General features: G+C 61.8%; 21 protein-coding genes, 2 tRNA genes and 1 pseudogene. 18 read left to right on the top strand and 6 right to left on the bottom strand.

What is annotated here, in order from left to right; all coding sequences use genetic code 11:
- Positions 1-61: 61 nt before the first annotated feature.
- The 3 genes from galE to F2982_RS06615 all read left to right on the top strand — a co-directional run bounded on the left by galE (position 62) and on the right by F2982_RS06615 (position 4,304).
- Positions 62-1,096, top strand: a complete 1,035-nt coding sequence (galE, locus tag F2982_RS06625; RefSeq protein WP_203429606.1) for a UDP-glucose 4-epimerase GalE — start codon at positions 62-64, stop codon at positions 1,094-1,096.
- Between the two features lie 111 nt (positions 1,097-1,207).
- Positions 1,208-3,181 carry an EAL domain-containing protein gene (locus tag F2982_RS06620; RefSeq protein ID WP_203429605.1) on the top strand — a complete coding sequence of 658 codons (1,974 nt, stop codon included), beginning with the start codon at positions 1,208-1,210 and terminating at the stop codon, positions 3,179-3,181.
- A 64-nt stretch (positions 3,182-3,245) separates the two neighbouring features.
- A complete protein-coding gene (locus F2982_RS06615) occupies positions 3,246-4,304 on the top strand; it encodes an enoyl-CoA hydratase/isomerase family protein (RefSeq protein WP_203429604.1) in 1,059 nt (352 codons plus the stop codon).
- 6 nt (positions 4,305-4,310) lie between these two features.
- On the opposite strand, the gene F2982_RS06610 is transcribed toward F2982_RS06615, so the two are convergent.
- From F2982_RS06610 to F2982_RS06600, 3 genes are all read right to left on the bottom strand, one after another.
- Entirely contained in the window at positions 4,311-6,371 is a 2,061-nt protein-coding gene (locus tag F2982_RS06610) for an ATP-dependent helicase (RefSeq protein ID WP_203429603.1), read from the bottom strand.
- Between the two features lie 90 nt (positions 6,372-6,461).
- Positions 6,462-6,692, bottom strand: a complete 231-nt coding sequence (locus F2982_RS06605) for a hypothetical protein (protein WP_246777543.1) — start codon at positions 6,690-6,692, stop codon at positions 6,462-6,464.
- 136 nt (positions 6,693-6,828) lie between these two features.
- Positions 6,829-6,966, bottom strand: coding sequence for a hypothetical protein (locus tag F2982_RS06600; protein WP_162708636.1), 138 nt, complete (start codon positions 6,964-6,966; stop codon positions 6,829-6,831).
- Between the two features lie 162 nt (positions 6,967-7,128).
- On the opposite strand from F2982_RS06600, the gene F2982_RS06595 reads away from it, so the two are divergent.
- Positions 7,129-7,395, top strand: a complete 267-nt coding sequence (locus F2982_RS06595; protein ID WP_203429602.1) for a hypothetical protein — start codon at positions 7,129-7,131, stop codon at positions 7,393-7,395.
- Positions 7,396-7,714: 319 nt separating this feature from the next.
- Here the strand turns inward: F2982_RS06595 and F2982_RS06590 are convergent, their stop codons facing one another.
- Positions 7,715-7,957 (bottom strand): DUF982 domain-containing protein, encoded by a 243-nt coding sequence (locus F2982_RS06590; protein WP_199626167.1) that lies wholly within the window; start codon positions 7,955-7,957, stop codon positions 7,715-7,717.
- A 270-nt stretch (positions 7,958-8,227) separates the two neighbouring features.
- Between F2982_RS06590 and F2982_RS06585 the strand changes: the two genes are divergently transcribed.
- A complete protein-coding gene (locus tag F2982_RS06585) occupies positions 8,228-8,842 on the top strand; it encodes a hypothetical protein (protein WP_203429601.1) in 615 nt (204 codons plus the stop codon).
- A gap of 88 nt (positions 8,843-8,930) precedes the next feature.
- On the opposite strand, the gene F2982_RS06580 is transcribed toward F2982_RS06585, so the two are convergent.
- Positions 8,931-9,005: transfer RNA gene (locus F2982_RS06580), tRNA-Thr, on the bottom strand.
- Between the two features lie 154 nt (positions 9,006-9,159).
- Here F2982_RS06580 and F2982_RS06575 point away from each other — a divergent pair.
- The 11 genes from F2982_RS06575 (at position 9,160) to F2982_RS06525 (ending at position 15,635) form a co-directional block, all read left to right on the top strand.
- Positions 9,160-9,354 carry a hypothetical protein gene (locus F2982_RS06575; protein WP_203429600.1) on the top strand — a complete coding sequence of 65 codons (195 nt, stop codon included), beginning with the start codon at positions 9,160-9,162 and terminating at the stop codon, positions 9,352-9,354.
- 106 nt (positions 9,355-9,460) lie between these two features.
- Positions 9,461-10,753 carry a UDP-N-acetylglucosamine 1-carboxyvinyltransferase gene (gene murA / locus F2982_RS06570; protein ID WP_130279079.1) on the top strand — a complete coding sequence of 431 codons (1,293 nt, stop codon included), beginning with the start codon at positions 9,461-9,463 and terminating at the stop codon, positions 10,751-10,753.
- A 155-nt stretch (positions 10,754-10,908) separates the two neighbouring features.
- Complete coding sequence (locus F2982_RS06565; RefSeq protein WP_203429599.1) at positions 10,909-11,346, top strand: DUF2948 family protein; 438 nt, start codon at positions 10,909-10,911, stop codon at positions 11,344-11,346.
- 53 nt (positions 11,347-11,399) lie between these two features.
- Positions 11,400-12,698: a histidinol dehydrogenase gene (hisD, locus tag F2982_RS06560; protein WP_203429598.1), complete on the top strand. Its 1,299-nt coding sequence runs from the start codon at positions 11,400-11,402 to the stop codon at positions 12,696-12,698.
- Positions 12,699-12,701: 3 nt separating this feature from the next.
- On the top strand, positions 12,702-13,175 hold the full coding sequence (locus F2982_RS06555; RefSeq protein ID WP_203429597.1) for a UPF0262 family protein: 474 nt from the start codon (positions 12,702-12,704) through the stop codon (positions 13,173-13,175).
- 5 nt (positions 13,176-13,180) lie between these two features.
- Complete coding sequence (locus F2982_RS06550; RefSeq protein WP_203429596.1) at positions 13,181-13,657, top strand: low molecular weight phosphatase family protein; 477 nt, start codon at positions 13,181-13,183, stop codon at positions 13,655-13,657.
- A 119-nt stretch (positions 13,658-13,776) separates the two neighbouring features.
- A complete protein-coding gene (gene infA, locus F2982_RS06545) occupies positions 13,777-13,995 on the top strand; it encodes a translation initiation factor IF-1 (RefSeq protein WP_112713392.1) in 219 nt (72 codons plus the stop codon).
- Positions 13,996-14,040: 45 nt separating this feature from the next.
- Complete coding sequence (locus F2982_RS06540; protein WP_112713390.1) at positions 14,041-14,661, top strand: Maf-like protein; 621 nt, start codon at positions 14,041-14,043, stop codon at positions 14,659-14,661.
- A gap of 19 nt (positions 14,662-14,680) precedes the next feature.
- Positions 14,681-14,893, top strand: a complete 213-nt coding sequence (yacG, locus tag F2982_RS06535) for a DNA gyrase inhibitor YacG (protein ID WP_112713388.1) — start codon at positions 14,681-14,683, stop codon at positions 14,891-14,893.
- A gap of 183 nt (positions 14,894-15,076) precedes the next feature.
- Positions 15,077-15,152: transfer RNA gene (locus tag F2982_RS06530), tRNA-Phe, on the top strand.
- 126 nt (positions 15,153-15,278) lie between these two features.
- Complete coding sequence (locus F2982_RS06525) at positions 15,279-15,635, top strand: VanZ family protein (protein ID WP_310293019.1); 357 nt, start codon at positions 15,279-15,281, stop codon at positions 15,633-15,635.
- Here the strand turns inward: F2982_RS06525 and F2982_RS06520 are convergent.
- Positions 15,632-16,845 (bottom strand): annotated as a pseudogene (locus F2982_RS06520) (TIGR03862 family flavoprotein). The gene F2982_RS06525 and the pseudogene F2982_RS06520 overlap by 4 nt on opposite strands.
- A gap of 116 nt (positions 16,846-16,961) precedes the next feature.
- Between F2982_RS06520 and F2982_RS06515 the strand changes: the two are divergent.
- The gene (locus F2982_RS06515) at positions 16,962-17,390 is read left to right on the top strand and encodes an OsmC family protein (protein WP_203429595.1); all 429 of its coding nucleotides are present in this window, start codon (positions 16,962-16,964) and stop codon (positions 17,388-17,390) included.
- 109 nt (positions 17,391-17,499) lie between these two features.
- Positions 17,500-18,393: a DMT family transporter gene (locus F2982_RS06510; RefSeq protein ID WP_203429594.1), complete on the top strand. Its 894-nt coding sequence runs from the start codon at positions 17,500-17,502 to the stop codon at positions 18,391-18,393.

Genomic DNA, 18,393 nt, shown 5'->3' with positions numbered 1-18,393 from the left:
GAAAATCCGAAAGGGAAAATCCGTCTGATGCCCCTGTGCGACAAAACAGGGAATGCGGGACATGGCAATCTTGGTGACGGGCGGCGCTGGCTATATCGGCAGCCATATGGTCTGGACACTACTGGAGGCAGGTGAGGACGTCGTCGTTCTCGACCGCCTGTCGACGGGCTTCCGCTGGGCGGTGGCGCCGGCGGCCCGCTTCTATCTCGGCGATGTCGCCGACCCCGAAATCCTGCGGACCATCTTCATCGAAAACGATATCGAGGCGATCATCCATTTCGCCGGTTCGGCCGTCGTGCCGGTATCGGTCGCCGACCCGCTTTCCTATTACGACAACAATTCCGGCAAGACTCGCGCGCTGCTCAGCGCCTCTATCGAAGCCGGTGTGCGCCATTTCGTCTTCTCATCGACCGCGGCCGTCTATGGTCCGCAGAAGACGTCGGATCCGGTCAAGGAAACCGCGACCCTCAATCCTGAAAATCCCTACGGCCAGTCGAAGCTGATGACCGAGTTCATGCTGCGCGATGCCGCTGCAGCCTATGACTTCAACTATGTGGCACTGCGCTATTTCAACGTAGCCGGAGCCGACCCGCAGGGCCGCGCCGGCCAGTCCACCAATGGCGCCACGCATCTGATCAAGGTCGCCTGCGAAGCCGCTCTCGGCAAGCGCGACGGCGTCAGCGTCTACGGCGTCGATTACCCGACCCATGACGGCACCGGCGTGCGCGACTATATCCACGTTACCGATCTCGCCGATGCGCACCTGAAGGCGCTGCAGCACCTGCGCCAGGGCAAAGGCTCTCTGGTCGCCAATTGCGGCTATGGTTTCGGCTATTCGGTCCTCGACGTCCTGAACATGGTGACCCGTGTTCATGGCCACTCCTTCAAGATCCACATGGCACCACGCCGCCCCGGCGATTCCGCGAGTGTCGTCGCCGACGCAACCTTGGCGCGCCGCGTGCTCGGTTGGGTCCCGCAGCATGATGCGCTCGAAACCATCGTGCGCAGCGCGCTCGACTGGGAACTGGAGCTGATGCAGCGCCGCGTCGGCGATCTGCAGGGCATCTACCGCGAACTGGCTGCCGCGTCGTTCTGATCGCGCTAACACGGCATTTACCATCCGCGGCGGGATAGCCGTGCGAAAACAGCGAAACTAAGAAAAAATCAAGCTTTCTCTGGCTGTTCTGTGGCCAAGGGAAAAGGGACAATGAAAAGCTTCATCGCTTCGCTACGGCTGCAAAAAGACAACCCGAAGTTCTTGATGGCACAGTTTCAGGCTCTGTCGACACAGATCCCGATTCTCTATGTCCTGCTGATCATCAACGCGCTCTCCGTCGCGATCACCCATATCAAGACCGCGCCGCTCTGGCTGGCGCTCTATATTCCGACCGGCCTCAGCGTCGTCTGCCTCTTCCGTCTCTGTTGGTGGGAAATCAACGGCAAGGAAAACGTCACCCCCGAGCGCGCCTACAAGCTCATGCGCTTCACGATCGTTGGCTCCTGCATCCTGACGGTTGCCTTCGGCTTCTGGGCGGTGGCGCTTTATAGCTATGGCAATGCCTTCCAGCAGGGCCAGATCGCCTATTTCCTCGTCGTGACCGGCATTTCCTGCATCTTCTGTCTCATGCATCTGCCGATCGCGGCTGCAATCACCACCGTCATCACCTTCACCGCGATGGCGCTGACCTTCCTGTCCTCGGGCAATCCGGTTTTCATCGCCACTGCCGTTAGCGGCCTCTTCCTGATCCTGCCGTTCCTCAGGGTGATCAACAGCTACTTCCAGAACTTCGCCGGTCTCGTGCAGATGACCGAGGAGCTGGAAAAGAAGCAGGCCGAAGCCGAGGAGCTCAATCTTGTCAACAGCCGCAACGCGCTACAGGACCAGCTGACCGGCCTTGCCAACCGTCGCAGCTTCTTCCTGTCGCTGGAGCGCCTGCTGCAGCAGAATCCCAACGAGCCGCCCGTCATCGGCATCATCGATCTCGACGGCTTCAAGCCGGTCAACGACGTCTTCGGCCATTCGGCAGGCGATCTCGTGCTGAAGGAAACCGCCCGCCGCTTTGCCGCACTTGCCGGCAGCGAAGCTGTTGTCTCGCGTCTCGGCGGCGACGAATTCGGCCTGATCTTCCCGCAGGGCATCAGCCGCAAGGATGTCGCCGATCTCGGCCACGCCCTCTGTGCCTCCGTGCACGAAGCCTTCGAAATCCCCGATGGCTCGGTCCGGGTCTCGGCCTCCTGCGGCATCGTCTATCCCGAGGATCGTGATTCCACCGCCGAAGACCTCTATGAGAAGGCCGACTTTGCCCTCTATCAGGTCAAGAGCAAGCGCCGCGGCGGCGTCGAGTTTTTCTCTTCGGAGCACGAGAAGATCCTCAACCAGCGCTATCAGATCGAGCTGGAGCTGCAGGCCAACGATTTCTCCAGCGAACTGTCGTTGGAATACCAGCCGATCATCGAGCTGAAGAGCGGCCGTGTTGTCGGCTACGAGGCGCTGGCGCGCTGGGATAGCGCCCGCTTCGGCCGCATCAGCCCGGATGCCTTCATTCCCGCCGCCGAGCGCACCGCCGTCATCGGCCGGATGACCCGCGTGCTGTTCGGCCAGGCGCTTGATGCGCTGAAGCAGATCCCCGATCATCTCTGCCTGTCGTTCAATCTCTCGGCCCGCGACATCTGCGACCACGAGACCTCGATGAACCTGCTCGCGATGATCCACCGCTCCGGCGTCGATCCGAAACGCATCGAGTTCGAAATCACCGAGACGGCGCTGCTTTCCGACTTCGATACCGCCGACCAGGTAATCGGCCTGCTGCGCGCCGCCGGCATTTCGATCGCGCTCGATGATTTCGGCACCGGCTTCTCGAGCCTCAGCCATATCCACCGCCTGGCCTTCGACAAGCTGAAGATCGACAAGACCTTCGTGATGAATTTCGATCGCGATGTCCGCTCGATGAACATCACCCGCTCGGTCGCCAATCTCTGCCAGAACCTCGGCATCGCCTCGGTCGCCGAAGGCGTCGAGAGCGAGGAAATCGCCGACGGCCTGCGCGCCATGGGCGTCCGGCTGGCCCAGGGTTACCACTTCTCCAGGCCGCTGAAACTCAACGCCGCGATCGACTATGCGCTCCAGCGCGACGCCATGACGATGGCTCACGAACCGCTCCACGCGCTGCTTCCGTATTGATCCCCACTGGAACGAAGTGCCCTGCCTGTCTATTGATTAGCTGATCAAGGAGGCGCGGCACACCATGCACAAGAACAGCGACCGGGAAGTCTTCATCGAAAAGCGCGGCAGCGCCGGCATTGTCCGCCTCAATCGCCCCAAGGCCCTGAACAGCTTGACGCTGCCGATGGTGCGCATGCTGGATGCTGCATTTGACGAATTCGAGGATGACTCTGACGTCGCAACCGTGGTCGTGACAGGCGAGGGCGAGCGCGGCTTCTGCGCCGGCGGCGATATCCGCGCGCTGCATCAGAGCGGTCTTTCCGGATCCGAGGATGCTGAAGCCTTCTGGCGTGAGGAATTTGCGCTCAATCATCGCATCGCCCACTTCCCGAAACCCTATGTCGCGGTCATGGATGGCATCACCATGGGCGGCGGCGTCGGCCTCTCGGCGCATGGCCGCCACCGGGTCGTGACCGAGCGCACCCGGCTTGCCATGCCGGAAACCGGCATCGGCTATTTCCCGGATGTCGGCGCCACCTGGCTGCTGCCGCGCATGCCGGGCGAAACCGGCACATGGGCTGGCCTCACAGGTCTTGAAATGAACGCCACCGACGCGCTCTATGCCGGTCTCGCCGACGTCAAGATCGCCTCCGGCCGCTTGCCAGAGATGATCGATGCACTGGCCCGCATGCCGCTCGGATCGTCTTCGACCGCGGTCGATGCGCTGCTGAAACATATCGCCATCCACCCGCATGCCGGCCACCTGCAGCATAACCGCGAGGTGATCGACCGCGCCTTCCGCTTCGACAGCGTCGAGCAGATTATCGCAGCCCTTGAGGCAGAGGAGGGCGAGTTTGCCGCCGAGACCCGCGCCACCATCCTCAAGCGCTCGCCGACCAGCCTCAAGGTGACGCTCCGGCTGTTGCGCCAGGGCAGGGCAAGCGCCGATCTCGCCGAATGCCTGAACCGCGAGCTCGCAGCCTGCATGCAGATCTTGAAGACACCGGATTTCTACGAAGGCGTGCGTGCCGCCGTCATCGACAAGGACCGCAATCCGAAATGGAAACCGGCAGAGCTTGCCGCCGTCAGCCCGGAGGCGATCGAACCGTTTTTCGGCAGCGTCAAACCTCTGTCGCTTTAGGCGGTCCTAGCGCCACATGCCGCGCATGCGCGCGCCCACATCGATCCGCACCTGACGCGCGTGCTGGCTGGCCGCCGTCTCGGCCTTGGCCTGTTGCCAGCCGCAGACTTCGAAGAACTGCAGGAGCGTTGCCGGGATGAAGCGGGTGCGGGCGGCATAGACGTGACGGTCGCCCTGCGCATTCTGCCCATGGGTGAAGAAGCGCTGCGGCACGACGAGATCGAGATTGTCCTTCGCCCGCGTCATCGCGACATAGAGGAGCCGCCGCTCCTCCTCGATCTCGGCGCTGGTGCCGACAGCGAGGTCGGAGGGAATGCAGCCGTCCACGACGTTCAGCATGAAGACCTTGGTCCATTCCTGCCCCTTGGCCGAATGGATGGTGGAGAGGATCAGGTAATCCTCGTCGAGCAGCGGCACGCCGGCCTGATCGCTTGTCGCATCCGGCGGATCGAGCGTCAGCTCCGTCAGGAAGCGTTCGCGGGAAGGATAGCCCGCGGCGATCTGCTCGAGCTGCAGCAGGTCGGCCTGGCGCGTCGAGGCGTCTTCATGCAGCCGTTCCAGATGCGGCTGGTACCATTCCCGCACGAGCCCGATCTCGGCCGGCCAACCGGCCTTGCCGGTCTTCAGCTCCTGCATCACGGACACGAAGGCCGTCCAGTCATCGCCGGAACGCGGCGGTGCGGCCAGTTCGGCAAGCGCTTGAATCGGGCTCGGATCGGCCGCCATATGATCCAGCGTCTTCTGCGCCGTCGAGGGCCCGACACCGGGCAGGATCTGCATCAGCCGGAAGCCGGCGACGCGATCGCGCGGATTGAGCGCAAAGCGCAGTGCGGCCAGCATGTCCTTCACATGCGCGCTGTCCAGAAACTTCAGCCCGCCGAATTTGACGAAGGGAATGTTGCGCCGTGTGAGCTCCACCTCCAGCGCGCCGCTGTGATGCGAGGCGCGAAACAGCACCGCCTGGCCCTTCAGCTTCACGCCTTCCTCACGGTTCTCCAGCACCTTGTCGGCAACGAAGCGCGCCTGATCCGCCTCGTCGCGCACGGTGACGAGGCGCGGCCGCTCGGCAGACTGCCGTTCTGTCCAGAGGTTCTTGGTGAAGCGTTCCGAGGCGAGATCGATGACCGCATTGGCGGCGGCGAGGATCGGCTGCGTCGAGCGGTAATTGCGGTCGAGCGTGACGATATTGGCGGCTGGCGTGAACGAGGCCGGAAAGTCGAGAATGTTGCGCACCGTCGCGGCGCGGAAGGAATAGATCGACTGCGCATCGTCGCCGACGACGGTCAGCCCCTGCCCATCCGGCTTCAGCGCCAGCAGGATCGAGGACTGCAGCCGGTTGGTATCCTGATATTCGTCGACGAGCACATGGTCGAAGCGGCTGCCGATATCCTCGGCAATCATCGGCTCGGCCACCATCTGCGCCCAGTAGAGCAGCAGGTCGTCGTAATCGAGAACGTTCTGCGCCTGCTTGGCTTCGACATAGGCGCCGAAGAGCTCGCGCAGCTGGTTCTCCCAGGTCGCACACCACGGAAACGCATCGCGCAAGACGAGCGGCAGCTCGCCTTCGGAATTGACGACCCGCGAATAGATCGCCAGGCATGTGCCCTTGGTCGGAAAGCGGTTCTCGGTCTTCGAGAAGCCGAGATCGTGGCGCACGATATTCATCAGGTCGGCGCTGTCTTCCCGGTCGTGGATCGTGAAGGCCGGATCGACACCGATCTGCTCGGCATAATCGCGCAGCAACCGCGCGCCGATGCCGTGGAAGGTGCCGCTCCAGGCAAGCGCATCCGCCATGATGCCGGAATTGGCGCCGAGCACTTCGGCGCAGATGCGCTCGACGCGCCGCGCCATCTCGGAGGCAGCCCGGCGCGAAAAGGTCATCAGCAGGATGCGGCGCGGATCGGCGCCCTTGACGATCAGATGCGCGACGCGATGGGCCAGCGTATTGGTCTTGCCGGAACCGGCGCCCGCAATGACGAGCAGCGGGCCTGCGACATGGCTGCCCTCGGTAAGGGTTCCGTGTTCCACGGCCATGCGCTGTTGCGGGTTGAGCTTTTCGAGATACATCCAGCCGTCCGGTTGGCGCCCGCGCGCTTGGCGTCACGGACTATGAGACGTTCCTTGAATGTTCTTGATAGTGATTCCTGTCAAGCGCGGTCAGTAAACGAAGTCTGAAACCACTTCCTGGCGCGTCAGCTTCAGCGTCCGGTCCGGTTGCAGGATATAGGTCTCCTGCACCTTCTGGCCGCTCGAATTGTAGAAGCTGTTGTAGACATAGCTGCCGGGCGGCGACTTCGTCAGCTTCGAGCGCGCCGGCCCGCCATAGGTGAGGCTTCCCGGGATCGGCGTCGGCCCGGCGCTATCGGCAGCGCTGCAGGCCACCAGCATGGCGGCGGCGGTGAAAACCGGAACGATGACCTTGAACATGAAAGCTGCCCCCATTTCGACCCATCATTGATATGGCGCCAAAAATCCGCTTCGCCAAGTAGAGCGCGCTGAAATTTGCGGGGGCAAGAGCGGGGCGCTACTTAGGCTCCGGCTGCTGGATGGTCTTTTGCGGCGTGTCGTCCTGGCTGCCGCCCTGTTCGAAGGGCTTGATGACGAGGATACTCAAAATGGAAGCGACCATGAGCGCGATGATGATCAGCATCAGTGTTTTCATGATTAATTCTACTTCGTCCGGCCATGCTGTTCTCAACCTTATTGAACAGCGCCGCTGCCCGAAAAGTTCCGGCAAATGCGCACGAAAACGTGCGAAGAAAAGCGGGGAACCAAAGCTGCCCTTCACGGGTTGATTGGGCGGATTTCAACGCTGGAGATAGTCATGAGGACCTGCATCCGTCTGGGGGTTCCAGCCCTTTTTATTGCAAGTGCTGCTTTCGCCATTCCCGCATCCGCCGCTCTCGAAACCGATGTCGATTATTACTCGGCCCTGCCACAGGACCAGATGGCGCTGAACGAATATAGCGGTACCGTCGCCTGCCCGCAGCCCGAATCCCACTACGTGCCGTCCTTCATCCGCGCTCCCGACGGAACGATCATCGGTGTCGGCTATCTGGAAATGGACAGCCAGAGCGACGCCGCCTGTTAAGGCATGAAATTCTTGAAGTATTGCCAGAATATCGGTTGTTCGAGGCTCGTCTGCATAGTGCAGAGGGTGACGAGCCTCTGACCATCATCATGATGGCTGCAGATGTTCTATTGATGCACAACGCGAGGGCGCAACGGCAATACTTGGGCTATCCCGCGCCAGATTCCCCCACGGTTAAGCGAAAATTAACGGCCATCCCGTTCCGGTACGGCGCCGGCAAAACCGCATTCAGCGATATCAGTCCGCATGACGTTGCCACCGTTCCCGGCGAGTGAGCCATGCCCGATTGCGGGCAAGCCCGGCTCGCCCGGCGAGACGTTTAGTGAAGCTTGAGCTTCGCCTCTTCCGCAGCTGCCACGAACTCCATCCGCGCTTCCTCGGCGGTCTTGCGGCCATCGAGAGCGGCGCGGCAGGTGCTGCGGGCCTTGAGGTAACGGAGGCCGCGCGCTGCGGGCCACAGGTCGGCAAGGCACTTCAATGCATCGAACGGACCGTTCACGGTACGGGCATCGGTATCTTCGAAACCCACCTTGACCGGACTATCCCATCTTTCAGTTGCCATAGGCGTATTCCTCCAGTGTGTACGCCAAAACGCGCAGTCAGCCCCTCGCGTTCCTCCCGGAAGGGCGCTGCATGAGGGTATTTTAGCGGGTTATTTTGGCGGGGCAATGGGCTCACTGCCGCAAATCAACTCTTGCCGCCCGATAGAATGCAAGTGTGGTTTACTTTGGAAATTCTGCAGCTATTGAATCCGAATATGCTCGAAAAAGTTGAGGCTAGAGGTTTGTCTAAGTTCTTGGATAGATGGTCTGCTCCCATCGCAGGCGTAGTCATGATCGCCGTATTAATTTGGACGATCTCCTGCTTTCCGCCCGCGAGGTCGATCTTTTGCTCACAGGAAGATAGCAACTGCTTTAGGGAGTGGGTTTCTGCGCTAAGCGGGTGGGTCGCCGCGTTCGTGGCGCTTTTCACTTTGATCCCACTTTACAATCAAGTGAGACTCCAGCGGGAACAAACAGCGTTTCAGCTTGGCGACGCACCTCCGACTTTTGATGCCGTTCAGCATACGGAATCAGAGCAAGCAGTCTTAATCCGTATCACGAACTGGAATAGGCGCGGAATGCTCATACGGGGCATTTGGGCCGAAGATGACAAGCCGATTGAGGCACTTTGGTATGGGACTTCTGACAATACTCAAAAAAACCGCGCTTTAGATTTGGGATTTCATGTTCCTCTAATTCTTGAAGGATGGGTCGATCGCGAGCATCGGCCTGTTACCATGCGCATTAAAATCCAGCGGGCTAGCGCCGCTGATGTCATGAATAGCAGTGCTTGGGACAGGTGTACGTTAGCCGTGCGTTATGAACTGGTCGGCGAAGACCGGATTAATGTGCTTAAGGCACCAGTTCACCTAACGTCCGGGTTGGTAATCGAGCTCGAAGAGTAGCTGCTGGACGCCAAAGTATTTTCGGCGCAGCGAGGACCGTCCGACGCGAACTCATGCGAATTTCTGAATTATTTTTTCCAAAGAAAACTGGTGCTGCCGAGTGGGATTGAACCACCGACCTCACCCTTACCAAGGGTGTGCTCTACCACTGAGCTACGGCAGCAGGACCAGGAACGCTTCGAGCCGTTGGGCTGTGTTGCGTGGACGGGGCGCCTATTGCCACAGGTTCTTGACAAGCGCAAGCCGCAATTTCCAACTTCGCGTGGATTAACGACGAAGCTCTTTTGACAAGGGCGGGAATCCGGTAAGCAGAACACATGGAAGACAATAGCAAAAAGCCTGTAAACGGCCGCAAGGCGGCGATCGAAGAGCAGGCCCGGCTCCGGCGTGAGCGGGCTGCAGAAAAACTTCGGGAAAATCTTTCCCGGCGCAAACAGCAGACCCGGGCGCGCCGTTCCGGCGAGGCAGATCAGACGATCGGCCTGCCTGCCGCAAAAATGGACGAATCGTAATGTTGGCTCCGCGGCGAATTGAAGCGTCGCGGGAATTCGTCTAAAGACCCCCATCCCTTTTAAAGGCAGAACTTTCAGGAAAGGCGGGCGCAGCCCGTAAGCCCCCATGGATCGTATCAGAATTGTCGGCGGGAATGAGCTGAATGGCATCATCCCGATTTCCGGCGCCAAAAATGCCGCACTGCCGCTGATGATCGCATCGTTGCTGACCAGCGACACGCTGACGCTGGAAAACGTGCCGCATCTGGCCGATGTCGAGTTGCTCATGCGTATTCTCGGCAATCATGGCGTCGACGTTGCCGTCAACGGCCGCCGCGAGCGCCAGGACGATGCCTATTCGCGCACGATCCATTTCACCTGCCGCACCATCGTCGATACGACCGCCCCCTATGAGCTGGTCTCGAAGATGCGCGCATCCTTCTGGGTCATCGGTCCGCTTTTGGCGCGCGAGGGACAGTGCCGCGTCTCGCTGCCGGGCGGTTGCGCCATCGGCACGCGCCCGGTCGATCTCTTCCTCGAAGGCCTGACGGCGCTCGGCGCCAATCTCGAGATCGACAGCGGCTATATCAATGCCACGGCCCCCAAGGGCGGTCTCATCGGCGCGAAGTACACCTTCCCGAAGGTTTCCGTCGGCGCCACCCACGTCATGATGATGGCGGCAACGCTTGCCCGCGGCACGACGGTGATCGGCAATGCCGCCCGCGAGCCGGAAGTCGTCGATCTCGCCAACTGCCTGATCGCCATGGGCGCCAAGATCACCGGTGCCGGCACATCCACCATCACCATCGAAGGCGTGCAGTCGCTCTCCGGCGCCCGCCACCGCGTTCTGCCGGACCGTATCGAAACCGGCACCTATGCCATGGCCGTTGCCATGACCGGCGGTGACGTCGTGCTCGAAAACACCGACATGGCGCTGCTCGAAACCGCTTTCGAAACCCTGCGCCGCGCCGGCGCCGACGTCTCGGCCACCAATAGCGGCGTGCGCATCAAGCGCAATGGCGCCGGCATCAAGCCCGTCGACGTCGTCACCGATCCCTTCCCGGGCTTCCCGACCGACCTGCAGGCGCAGTTCATGGCGCTGATGACCCGCTCGTCGGGCGTCTCCCATGTCACCGAAACCATCTTCGAAAACCGCTTCATGCACGTGCAGGAGCTTGCCCGTCTCGGCGCCAAGATCTCGCTGTCCGGCCAGACGGCAAAGATCGAAGGCGTTCCGCGCCTGAAGGGTGCACCGGTCATGGCAACCGACCTGCGCGCCTCCGTGTCGCTCGTCATCGCCGGTCTTGCGGCCGAAGGCGAGACCATGGTGTCGCGTGTCTATCACCTTGATCGCGGCTTCGAGCGTCTCGAAGAAAAGCTCACGCGCTGCGGCGCGATCGTCGAGCGCGTCAGCGAATAAGGGAAAGGGCGGTTTCCGCCCTTTTATCCCCCGGCAATGCGGCCGCGCCGCATTGCCGCTTGGGAGTTGCGCATTGCCGCGCGGCGTCCTATTTCCCTTGTCTAACGCATCGTCATACTGGCGATGCGGCATCATCGACCGGGGGTACAGCCTGCATGACCGACCTGAAGCTTCTTGCACTCGACAGTGAAGACCTCGCCGTGGTCTCCGCGCATCTGCAGGACGCCGTTTTCAAGATCGGCGACATCGCCTGGTCGCCCAAGGATGCGCAGTTCGCCTTCGCGGCAAACCGCTTCGTCTGGGAAGAGGCGAATGGCAAGCGCAAGGGCTTCGAGCGCCGCCGCGCCGCCCTCGTTTTCAAGCGCGTTCTCGCCGTCCGCTCGACCGGCATCGACCGCAAGCGCCGCGACGAAGTGCTGTCGCTTCTCTCTGTCGTCTTCGAGCCGAAGGGCGAAGGTCCGGAAGGCACGATCGAAATCACGCTGTCGGGCGCTGCAGAGATCGTTCTTGATGTCGAATGCATCGAAGTTCAGCTTGCAGATATCGGTGGAGCATGGGAAACCGCCTCCAAGCCGCGCCATCCCGGCGCGTAACGATCTTTTCTGCGCTGTTTGGCGTTTAGCGTTGGTTTGGAAGGGAATTGAGCGTGGCAATCTGGCTTGATCAGGCATCCGAAGGTTTCGAGCAGCGTTTTGCCGCTTTCCTGACGACCAAGCGCGAGGTCTCCGAAGACGTCAACATCGCCGTCCGCGCCATCATCGATGATGTCCGCGCCCGCGGCGACGTCGCACTTGCCGAATATTCCAAGAAATTCGACAGCATCGATTTCGCCAAGGTGCCGATGCGCGTCACCGAGGCCGAGATCGATGCGGCCGTCGAAGCCGTGCCGGCCGAAGTGCTGGGTGCGCTGAAGGTCGCCGCCGTCCGCATCGAATCCCACCACCGCCGCCAGCTGCCGAAGGACGATATCTACGAGGATACGATGGGTGTCGGCCTCGGCTCGCGCTGGACGGCGATCGAAGCCGTCGGTCTCTATGTGCCCGGCGGCACGGCGAGCTATCCGAGCTCAGTGCTGATGAATGCCGTTCCGGCCAAGGTTGCGGGTGTCGATCGCATCGTCATTGCCGTGCCGGCAACCGGCGGCGTCGTCAACCCGGCGGTTCTTGCTGCCGCCAAGCTGGCAGGCGTTTCGGAAATCTACCGTGTCGGCGGCGCGCAGGCGATTGCGGCGCTCGCCTATGGCACGGAAACGATCGCGCCGGTCGCCAAGATCACCGGCCCCGGCAATGCCTATGTCGCCGCCGCCAAGCGCCATGTCTTCGGTACCGTCGGCATCGACATGATCGCCGGTCCCTCGGAAGTGCTCGTCATCGCCGACAAGGACAACAATCCGGACTGGATCGCCGCCGATCTGCTGGCCCAGGCCGAACATGACGCAAGCTCGCAGGCGATCCTCGCCACCGATGACGCGGAATTCGCCAAGGCTGTCGAAGCCGCCGTCGAGAGCCAGCTGAAAACACTGAACCGTGCCGATACAGCCGCCGCCAGCTGGCGCGATTTCGGCGCGATCATCCTCGTCAAGGACCTGAAGGACGCCATCCCGCTCGCAAACCGCATCGCGCCGGAACATCTGGAGCTTGCCGCCGCCGATCCGGACGCGCTGCTCGATGGCATCCGCAATGCCGGCGCGATTTTTATCGGCGCGCATACGCCTGAAGTGATCGGTGACTATGTCGGCGGCTCGAACCACGTTCTGCCGACGGCGCGGTCGGCGCGCTTTTCGTCCGGCCTTGGAGTGCTCGATTTCGTCAAGCGCACCTCGATCCTGCGCCTCGGCCCGCAGCAGCTGCGCGAACTCGGCCCGGCGGCGATCGCGCTTGCGGTTTCCGAAGGCCTCGATGCCCACGCGCGATCGGTCGCGATCCGCCTCAATCTCGAAAGGTGAGGCATGGCGAAGGGCGACTTCCGGCTTTCTGATGTCGTCCTCGACGACACGATCGGCCGTTCGACGCCCGATGTCGAACACGAGCGCGCCGTCGCGATCTTCGATCTGATCGAGGAAAACACCTTCGAGCCGGCCGGTCATCCGGGTGGGCCCTACAGGCTCAACATCTCGCTGGTCGATAGCAAGCTGGTCTTCGTCATCAGGACGGAGGAGGGCGGCGATGTCGCGACTCATATCCTCTCGCTGACGCCCTTCCGCCGCATCGTGAAGGACTACTTCATGATCTGCGAGAGCTATTACGAGGCGATCCGTTCTGCCTCTCCCAGCCGCATCGAAGCGATCGACATGGGCCGCCGCGGCATCCATAATGAGGGCTCGCAGACGCTGAAGGACAGGCTGAAGGGCAAGATCGACGTCGATTTCGACACGGCGCGCCGCATCTTCACGCTGGTCTGCGTGCTCTACTGGCGCGGATGACCGGGATGGAGCCCGCTCCGCTCACCGCAGAAGGCAAGGCCCCGGGCGCGATCCTCTTCATGTGCGGCATGAACGCCATCCGCTCGCCGATGGCCGAAGCCATCGCCCGCAGTGTGCTGTCATCGAATACCTATATACGCTCTGCAGGCGTTCGCGCCGGCGAGCGCGATCCCTTCGTCGATACGGTGCTCGAGGAGATCGGTCTGTCGCTTGGCCGCCACCTGCCGAAGACGCTGGACGAGCTCGAAGACGATTATTTCGATCTCATCATCACGCTGTCGCCGCAGGCCCATCACGCCGCCCTGGAACTGACGCGCGCCAACGCCGTTGAGGTGGTGTATTGGCCGACCATGGATCCGACCGGCGAAACCGGCAGCCGCGAGCAGATTCTCGATGCCTATAGAGAGGTGCGGGATCACATATCGGCGCTGATCGAGAGCCGGCTACTCAGGCGAAGTGGCATCGCCGCGCAGTCGGCGTGAACAAAAGGAAGAAAGCCCAATCAATTAGGTTCACAAATGACCCTTGATTGTGTAGTTTCCGCGCAAATTTTGAGGCGGCCCAGGTCCGCCATCTCAACCGACAGGAAGAAAAGCCTTATATGCCTAAAGAAGAAGTCCTTGAATTTCCGGGTATCGTGACCGAACTTCTGCCGAACGCGACCTTCCGTGTGAAGCTTGAGAACGATCACGAAATCATCGCCCACACCGCCGGCCGCATGCGCAAGAACCGCATTCGCGTTCTGGCTGGTGACAAGGTTCTTGTGGAAATGACCCCGTACGACCTCACCAAGGGCCGTATTACCTACCGTTTCAAGTAAGCTTGGGCCGCAAGCCCTCGAGGCTTCCTTTCCGGTCGAGGTTCCATGGCGCTCACATACAAGCTCATCCTGGCTTCCGGTTCGCCGCGCCGCGTCGACCTGCTCAATCAGGCAGGGATCGAACCGTCGCGGCTGATGCCGATGGATATCGACGAGACGCCGAAGAAATCGGAACATCCCCGCTCGCTGGCGCGCCGGCTTTCCACTGAAAAGGCGGAAGCCGCTCTCGCTGCGATCAAGGGCGACATGGCCTGGAAGGGCAGCTACATTCTGGCGGCCGATACGGTCGTGGCTGTCGGCCGCCGCATCCTCGGCAAGGCCGAATTCGCGGACGAGGCCTCTGCCTCACTGCATCTGCTTTCCGGCCGCAGCCACTGGGTCTATACCGGTGTCTGCCTTGTAACTCCGGATCGCAAGGTCCGTCAGAAGATCGTCGAGACCAAGGTGCGCTTCAAGCGCCTCTCCGGTTTCGAGATCGAAAGCTATCTCGCCTCCGGCCAATGGCGCGGCAAGGCCGGTGCCTACGGCATCCAGGGCCTGGCGGGTAGCTTCGTGCAGAAAATGGTTGGCTCCTACACCAATGTCGTGGGCCTGCCGCTCTATGAAACCATCCTCTTGCTGACTGGCGAAGGCTTCGACGTGCACAGCCGGTGGCCCGAGGGCTAAGCCCGGAGGAGACATCCTCATGTCTGAAGACGAAAAGAAGCCGACCGCCAAGGTCGAACCGCTACGCAAGACGCGTCCCTGCCCGGAATGCGGCAAGCCATCGCATCGCGAACACTACCCGTTCTGCTCGAACCGCTGCCGCGAGGTTGATCTCTCGCGCTGGCTGACGGGCTCCTATGCCATCCCCGTTGCCGAGGATGAGAAGAAGGCCGGTTACGAGGACGAGGAATAGCCACAGATTTTTGCGAGCGAACCCATTCATTTTGCTCGCTAATTTGTAAAAATTCGACAACTGGCAAAAAACTGTCATTTGACGCTTGCCATGTCCCGACAAGATGCTATAACCCCGCTCGCTTCCGGGGCACACCAAACCCTCCGGTTCCTTCTCAGAAGGAATGCAGGCCGAAGCAGGAATGCCCAGATAGCTCAGTTGGTAGAGCAGCGGATTGAAAATCCGCGTGTCCGTGGTTCAAATCCGCGTCTGGGCACCACTCTTCTTTCTCATCAAATCAACAAACGCCGACTGTTTGATCGCACCGCCTAACAGCGCGCGGATTAGCCCATTTTGTACTTTTGGCTGAATTGCGCCGGCCCGCCATGGGTCTAGGCTTCGGGCCATGAACAAGATGCTTCTGGTAAGAGTGGCCGCCTGGCTGTCGCTGGCGGCCGTCATCTTCGTTACCGTCTGCCCCATCGAATACCGGCCGCACGACATCATCGATGTCGATGTCGACAGGGCGATGGCCTTCATGGTGATGGGCATTCTCTTTGTAACCGGTTATCCGCGCCGTGTCGTGCTTTGCGCCGTGCTGCTGGTGATCGGGGCATTTGCGTTGGAGACGCTGCAGTTCCTGTCCCCGACGCGCCACGCGCATTTCGAGGATGCGGCGACGAAGAGCATGGGGGCGCTGTTCGGTGTCTTCCTGGCCGAAGTCGTCAACCGTATCAGGGGCATACGGCACAAGGCCGGCTAGGTGGTTTTCTCAAGCCAGGCCCGCATGCCAACAGCGGCGGCTTTTCCGGTCGGCATGCAGGCGGTGAGCAGGTAGCCGCCGGTCGGCGCTTCCCAGTCCAGCATCTCGCCCGCGGCAAACAGGCCGGGCAGGGCCTTCAGCATATAACTGTCGTCGATCGCATCGAACGAAATGCCGCCGGCCGACGAGATGGCTTCGGCGATCGGGCGGGTTGCCGTCAGCGGGATGGGCAGCGCCTTGATCTGCCCGGCAAGCCGCTGCGGATCCTGCAAGGCGTCCTGCGGCGCAAGTTCGCGAACCAGCGCAGCCTTGACCGCATCGAGACCCGCACCTTTGCGCAGGCGGTTCGAGAGACTGACCTTCCTGTCCTGCCGGGCGAGATCGGTCGCGATGCGCTCGAACGGCCGTCCGGTGCCAGGTCGACGATGAGGGATGCTGTTCCCTTGCCGTCAAGCTCGTCCCGAAGCGCTGCCGCATGCGCATAGACGAGGCTGCCCTCGACGCCGTGACGCGAGATCACGAATTCGCCGGGGAGGGTGCCAGCCGCGGATGTCGCAGTCACTGCCTTCAGTGGCGCACCGGCGAAGCGCTCCCGGAAGATCGCGCTCCAGTCGACATCGAAGCCGCAATTGGCCGGGCGGAAGGGGGCGATCTCGACACCCCTGTCGCGCAGCCAGGGCACCCAGGCGGCGTCGGAGCCTAGCTTTGGCCAGCTGGCGCCACCAAGGGCCAGTAGCGCGGCATCGGCCTCTATTGTCTTGCGGCCATCGGGCGTCTCGAACACATAGGCGCCGCCGTCGAAGCCGGTCCACCGGTGGCGTTTGGCGATCGCAACGCCTTGGCTTTCCAGCCGGGCGATCCAGGCGCGGAGCAGCGGCGATGCCTTCATCACCGTGGGGAAGACGCGGCCGGAGGAACCGACGAATGTTTCCGTCCCGAGCCCCGCTGCCCAGTCGCGAATATCGGCAGGCGTCAACTGATCGAGCGCCGGGCGAAGCCGAGCGGACGCACCGGCGAAGCGCTCCGCAAACCGCTCGTAGTCCTCGGAATGCGTGATGTTGAGCCCGGATTTTCCCGCCAGCAGAAACTTGCGCGCCAGCGTCGGCATCGCATCGTAGATGGTGATCGCATGCCCGGAAAGGGCCAGCGTTTCCGCCGCCATCAGGCCCGCCGGGCCACCCCCGATGATCGCGATCTGTTTTTTCTTCATGTGCTGCCTGATACAGCATTCAAATGCGCGCGTCTCCGGATTTGAGAGAAGCCGTTTCGTTGCTTCCCGCTGCTAAACTCACTATCTCAATCTCATATCAAATGGAGTGTCGCGGCATGGCCGATCTCAAAGCAAGACCCAGACCCACAGGCGCCAAGGCCGTTCTCGGCCGCACCGGTTTCCCGCATGTCACATCGGCGACGAAGGGTGAGATCAATATCGTCACCGGCCCCTCGCAGCCGGGCTTCAACCCGCTCGATCTTCTCTATTCCTCGCTCTCGGCCTGCCTGGTGCTCAGCGCCCGCATCACCGCCAGCAATCTCGGCATTCTCGACAAGATCACCGAGATCACCGCTGACGTGACCGGCGAGAAGGCGCCCGAAGGCCTGTCACGCGTGCAGAAGTTCAACATCGCCTTCTCGATCAAGGGTGATATCGACGACGAGACCCGCCAGAAGATCGCCCATCTCGCCGAAGACGAAATCTGCACCGTCAGCAATACGATCCGCGGCAACCCGGAATTCTCCTCCGTGGTCACCGGCTGAGCTTTTGTTTCGGGGGTGTCGTTCCTGCGCTATCCCTCGGCATGGCGATCTGATAATCCGCCTCAGGGCTGGCACCTCAATCTTCGCCGCCCTGAGAGCATAGAAAATCATGTCGCAGGCCGCAGCCCCCTCCGTTGAAACCGCTCCCTCCCAGCGTTTTGCCCTGACCGCGCTCATCCTCGGCGGTGCCGCGATCGGCGGCTCGCCGATCTTTGTGCGGCTCTCGGAAGTCGGGCCGATGGCGACGGCCTTCTGGCGCGTGGCGCTGGCGCTGATCCCGATCTTCATCTTCTCGCTGATCAAGAAGGACAGCGGCCCGAAGCCGGAAAAGCTTTCCGATTACGCAATGCTGATCCTGCCGGGCGTGATCCTGGCGGCCGATCTTGCTGCCTGGCACCTGTCGATCACCATGACCTCGGTCGCCAATGCGACGCTGCTCGCAAACCTGGCGCCTGTCTTCGTCACCGTCATCGGCTTCATCTTCTTCCGCGCGCCGGTCTCCCGCATCTTCGTGATGGGTCTCGCGCTGGCGCTTGTCGGCGTCATCGTCCTGAAGGGCGGTCCCTCGGCCTTCGGCAATGGCGATCTGCGCGGCGATGGCGTCGCGATCATCGCGGCGGTTTTCTATGCCGGTTATATCCTGGCGATCGGCCAGCTGCGCAGCCGCTTCGATACGGTTCGCATCATGCTCTGGAGCACTGCATCGGCCGCCGTCTGCGTCTTCCCGCTCGGCTTCTTCTTCGAGCCGCAGATGCTGCCGCCAACGGCCTATGGCTGGGCGATCGTCTTCGGTCTCGCCTTCGTCAGCCATGCCAGCGGCCAGGTGGCGATCGCCTTCGCGCTCGCCTATCTGCCGGCCGCCTTCTCGTCGCTGACGCTGCTGCTGCAGCCCGTCGTGGCGGCCGTTCTCGCCTGGGTGCTGCTCAACGAGGCGATCGGCCCGATGCAGGCGCTCGGCGGTCTGGTGGTGCTCGCCGGGATCATGATCGCCCGGCGAGGCTGA

The organism is Rhizobium sp. BG4, assembly GCF_016864575.1.
In the GTDB taxonomy this organism is placed as follows: Bacteria; Pseudomonadota; Alphaproteobacteria; order Rhizobiales; family Rhizobiaceae; genus Rhizobium.
This window is presented reverse-complemented; position numbering and strand designations above follow the sequence as displayed.

Bases quoted from the DNA above. Each gene is read 5' to 3' on its own strand.
- galE (WP_203429606.1), top strand. From the start codon at position 62: ATGGCAATCTTGGTGACGGGCGGCGCTGGCTATATCGGCAGCCATATG.
- F2982_RS06620 (WP_203429605.1), top strand. From the start codon at position 1,208: ATGAAAAGCTTCATCGCTTCGCTACGGCTGCAAAAAGACAACCCGAAG.
- F2982_RS06615 (WP_203429604.1), top strand. From the start codon at position 3,246: ATGCACAAGAACAGCGACCGGGAAGTCTTCATCGAAAAGCGCGGCAGC.
- F2982_RS06610 (WP_203429603.1), bottom strand. From the start codon at position 6,371: ATGTATCTCGAAAAGCTCAACCCGCAACAGCGCATGGCCGTGGAACAC.
- F2982_RS06605 (WP_246777543.1), bottom strand. From the start codon at position 6,692: ATGCTGGTGGCCTGCAGCGCTGCCGATAGCGCCGGGCCGACGCCGATC.
- F2982_RS06600 (WP_162708636.1), bottom strand. From the start codon at position 6,966: ATGAAAACACTGATGCTGATCATCATCGCGCTCATGGTCGCTTCCATT.
- F2982_RS06595 (WP_203429602.1), top strand. From the start codon at position 7,129: ATGAGGACCTGCATCCGTCTGGGGGTTCCAGCCCTTTTTATTGCAAGT.
- F2982_RS06590 (WP_199626167.1), bottom strand. From the start codon at position 7,957: ATGGCAACTGAAAGATGGGATAGTCCGGTCAAGGTGGGTTTCGAAGAT.
- F2982_RS06585 (WP_203429601.1), top strand. From the start codon at position 8,228: ATGATCGCCGTATTAATTTGGACGATCTCCTGCTTTCCGCCCGCGAGG.
- F2982_RS06575 (WP_203429600.1), top strand. From the start codon at position 9,160: ATGGAAGACAATAGCAAAAAGCCTGTAAACGGCCGCAAGGCGGCGATC.
- murA (WP_130279079.1), top strand. From the start codon at position 9,461: ATGGATCGTATCAGAATTGTCGGCGGGAATGAGCTGAATGGCATCATC.
- F2982_RS06565 (WP_203429599.1), top strand. From the start codon at position 10,909: ATGACCGACCTGAAGCTTCTTGCACTCGACAGTGAAGACCTCGCCGTG.
- F2982_RS06555 (WP_203429597.1), top strand. From the start codon at position 12,702: ATGGCGAAGGGCGACTTCCGGCTTTCTGATGTCGTCCTCGACGACACG.
- F2982_RS06550 (WP_203429596.1), top strand. From the start codon at position 13,181: ATGGAGCCCGCTCCGCTCACCGCAGAAGGCAAGGCCCCGGGCGCGATC.
- infA (WP_112713392.1), top strand. From the start codon at position 13,777: ATGCCTAAAGAAGAAGTCCTTGAATTTCCGGGTATCGTGACCGAACTT.
- F2982_RS06540 (WP_112713390.1), top strand. From the start codon at position 14,041: ATGGCGCTCACATACAAGCTCATCCTGGCTTCCGGTTCGCCGCGCCGC.
- yacG (WP_112713388.1), top strand. From the start codon at position 14,681: ATGTCTGAAGACGAAAAGAAGCCGACCGCCAAGGTCGAACCGCTACGC.
- F2982_RS06525 (WP_310293019.1), top strand. From the start codon at position 15,279: ATGAACAAGATGCTTCTGGTAAGAGTGGCCGCCTGGCTGTCGCTGGCG.
- F2982_RS06515 (WP_203429595.1), top strand. From the start codon at position 16,962: ATGGCCGATCTCAAAGCAAGACCCAGACCCACAGGCGCCAAGGCCGTT.
- F2982_RS06510 (WP_203429594.1), top strand. From the start codon at position 17,500: ATGTCGCAGGCCGCAGCCCCCTCCGTTGAAACCGCTCCCTCCCAGCGT.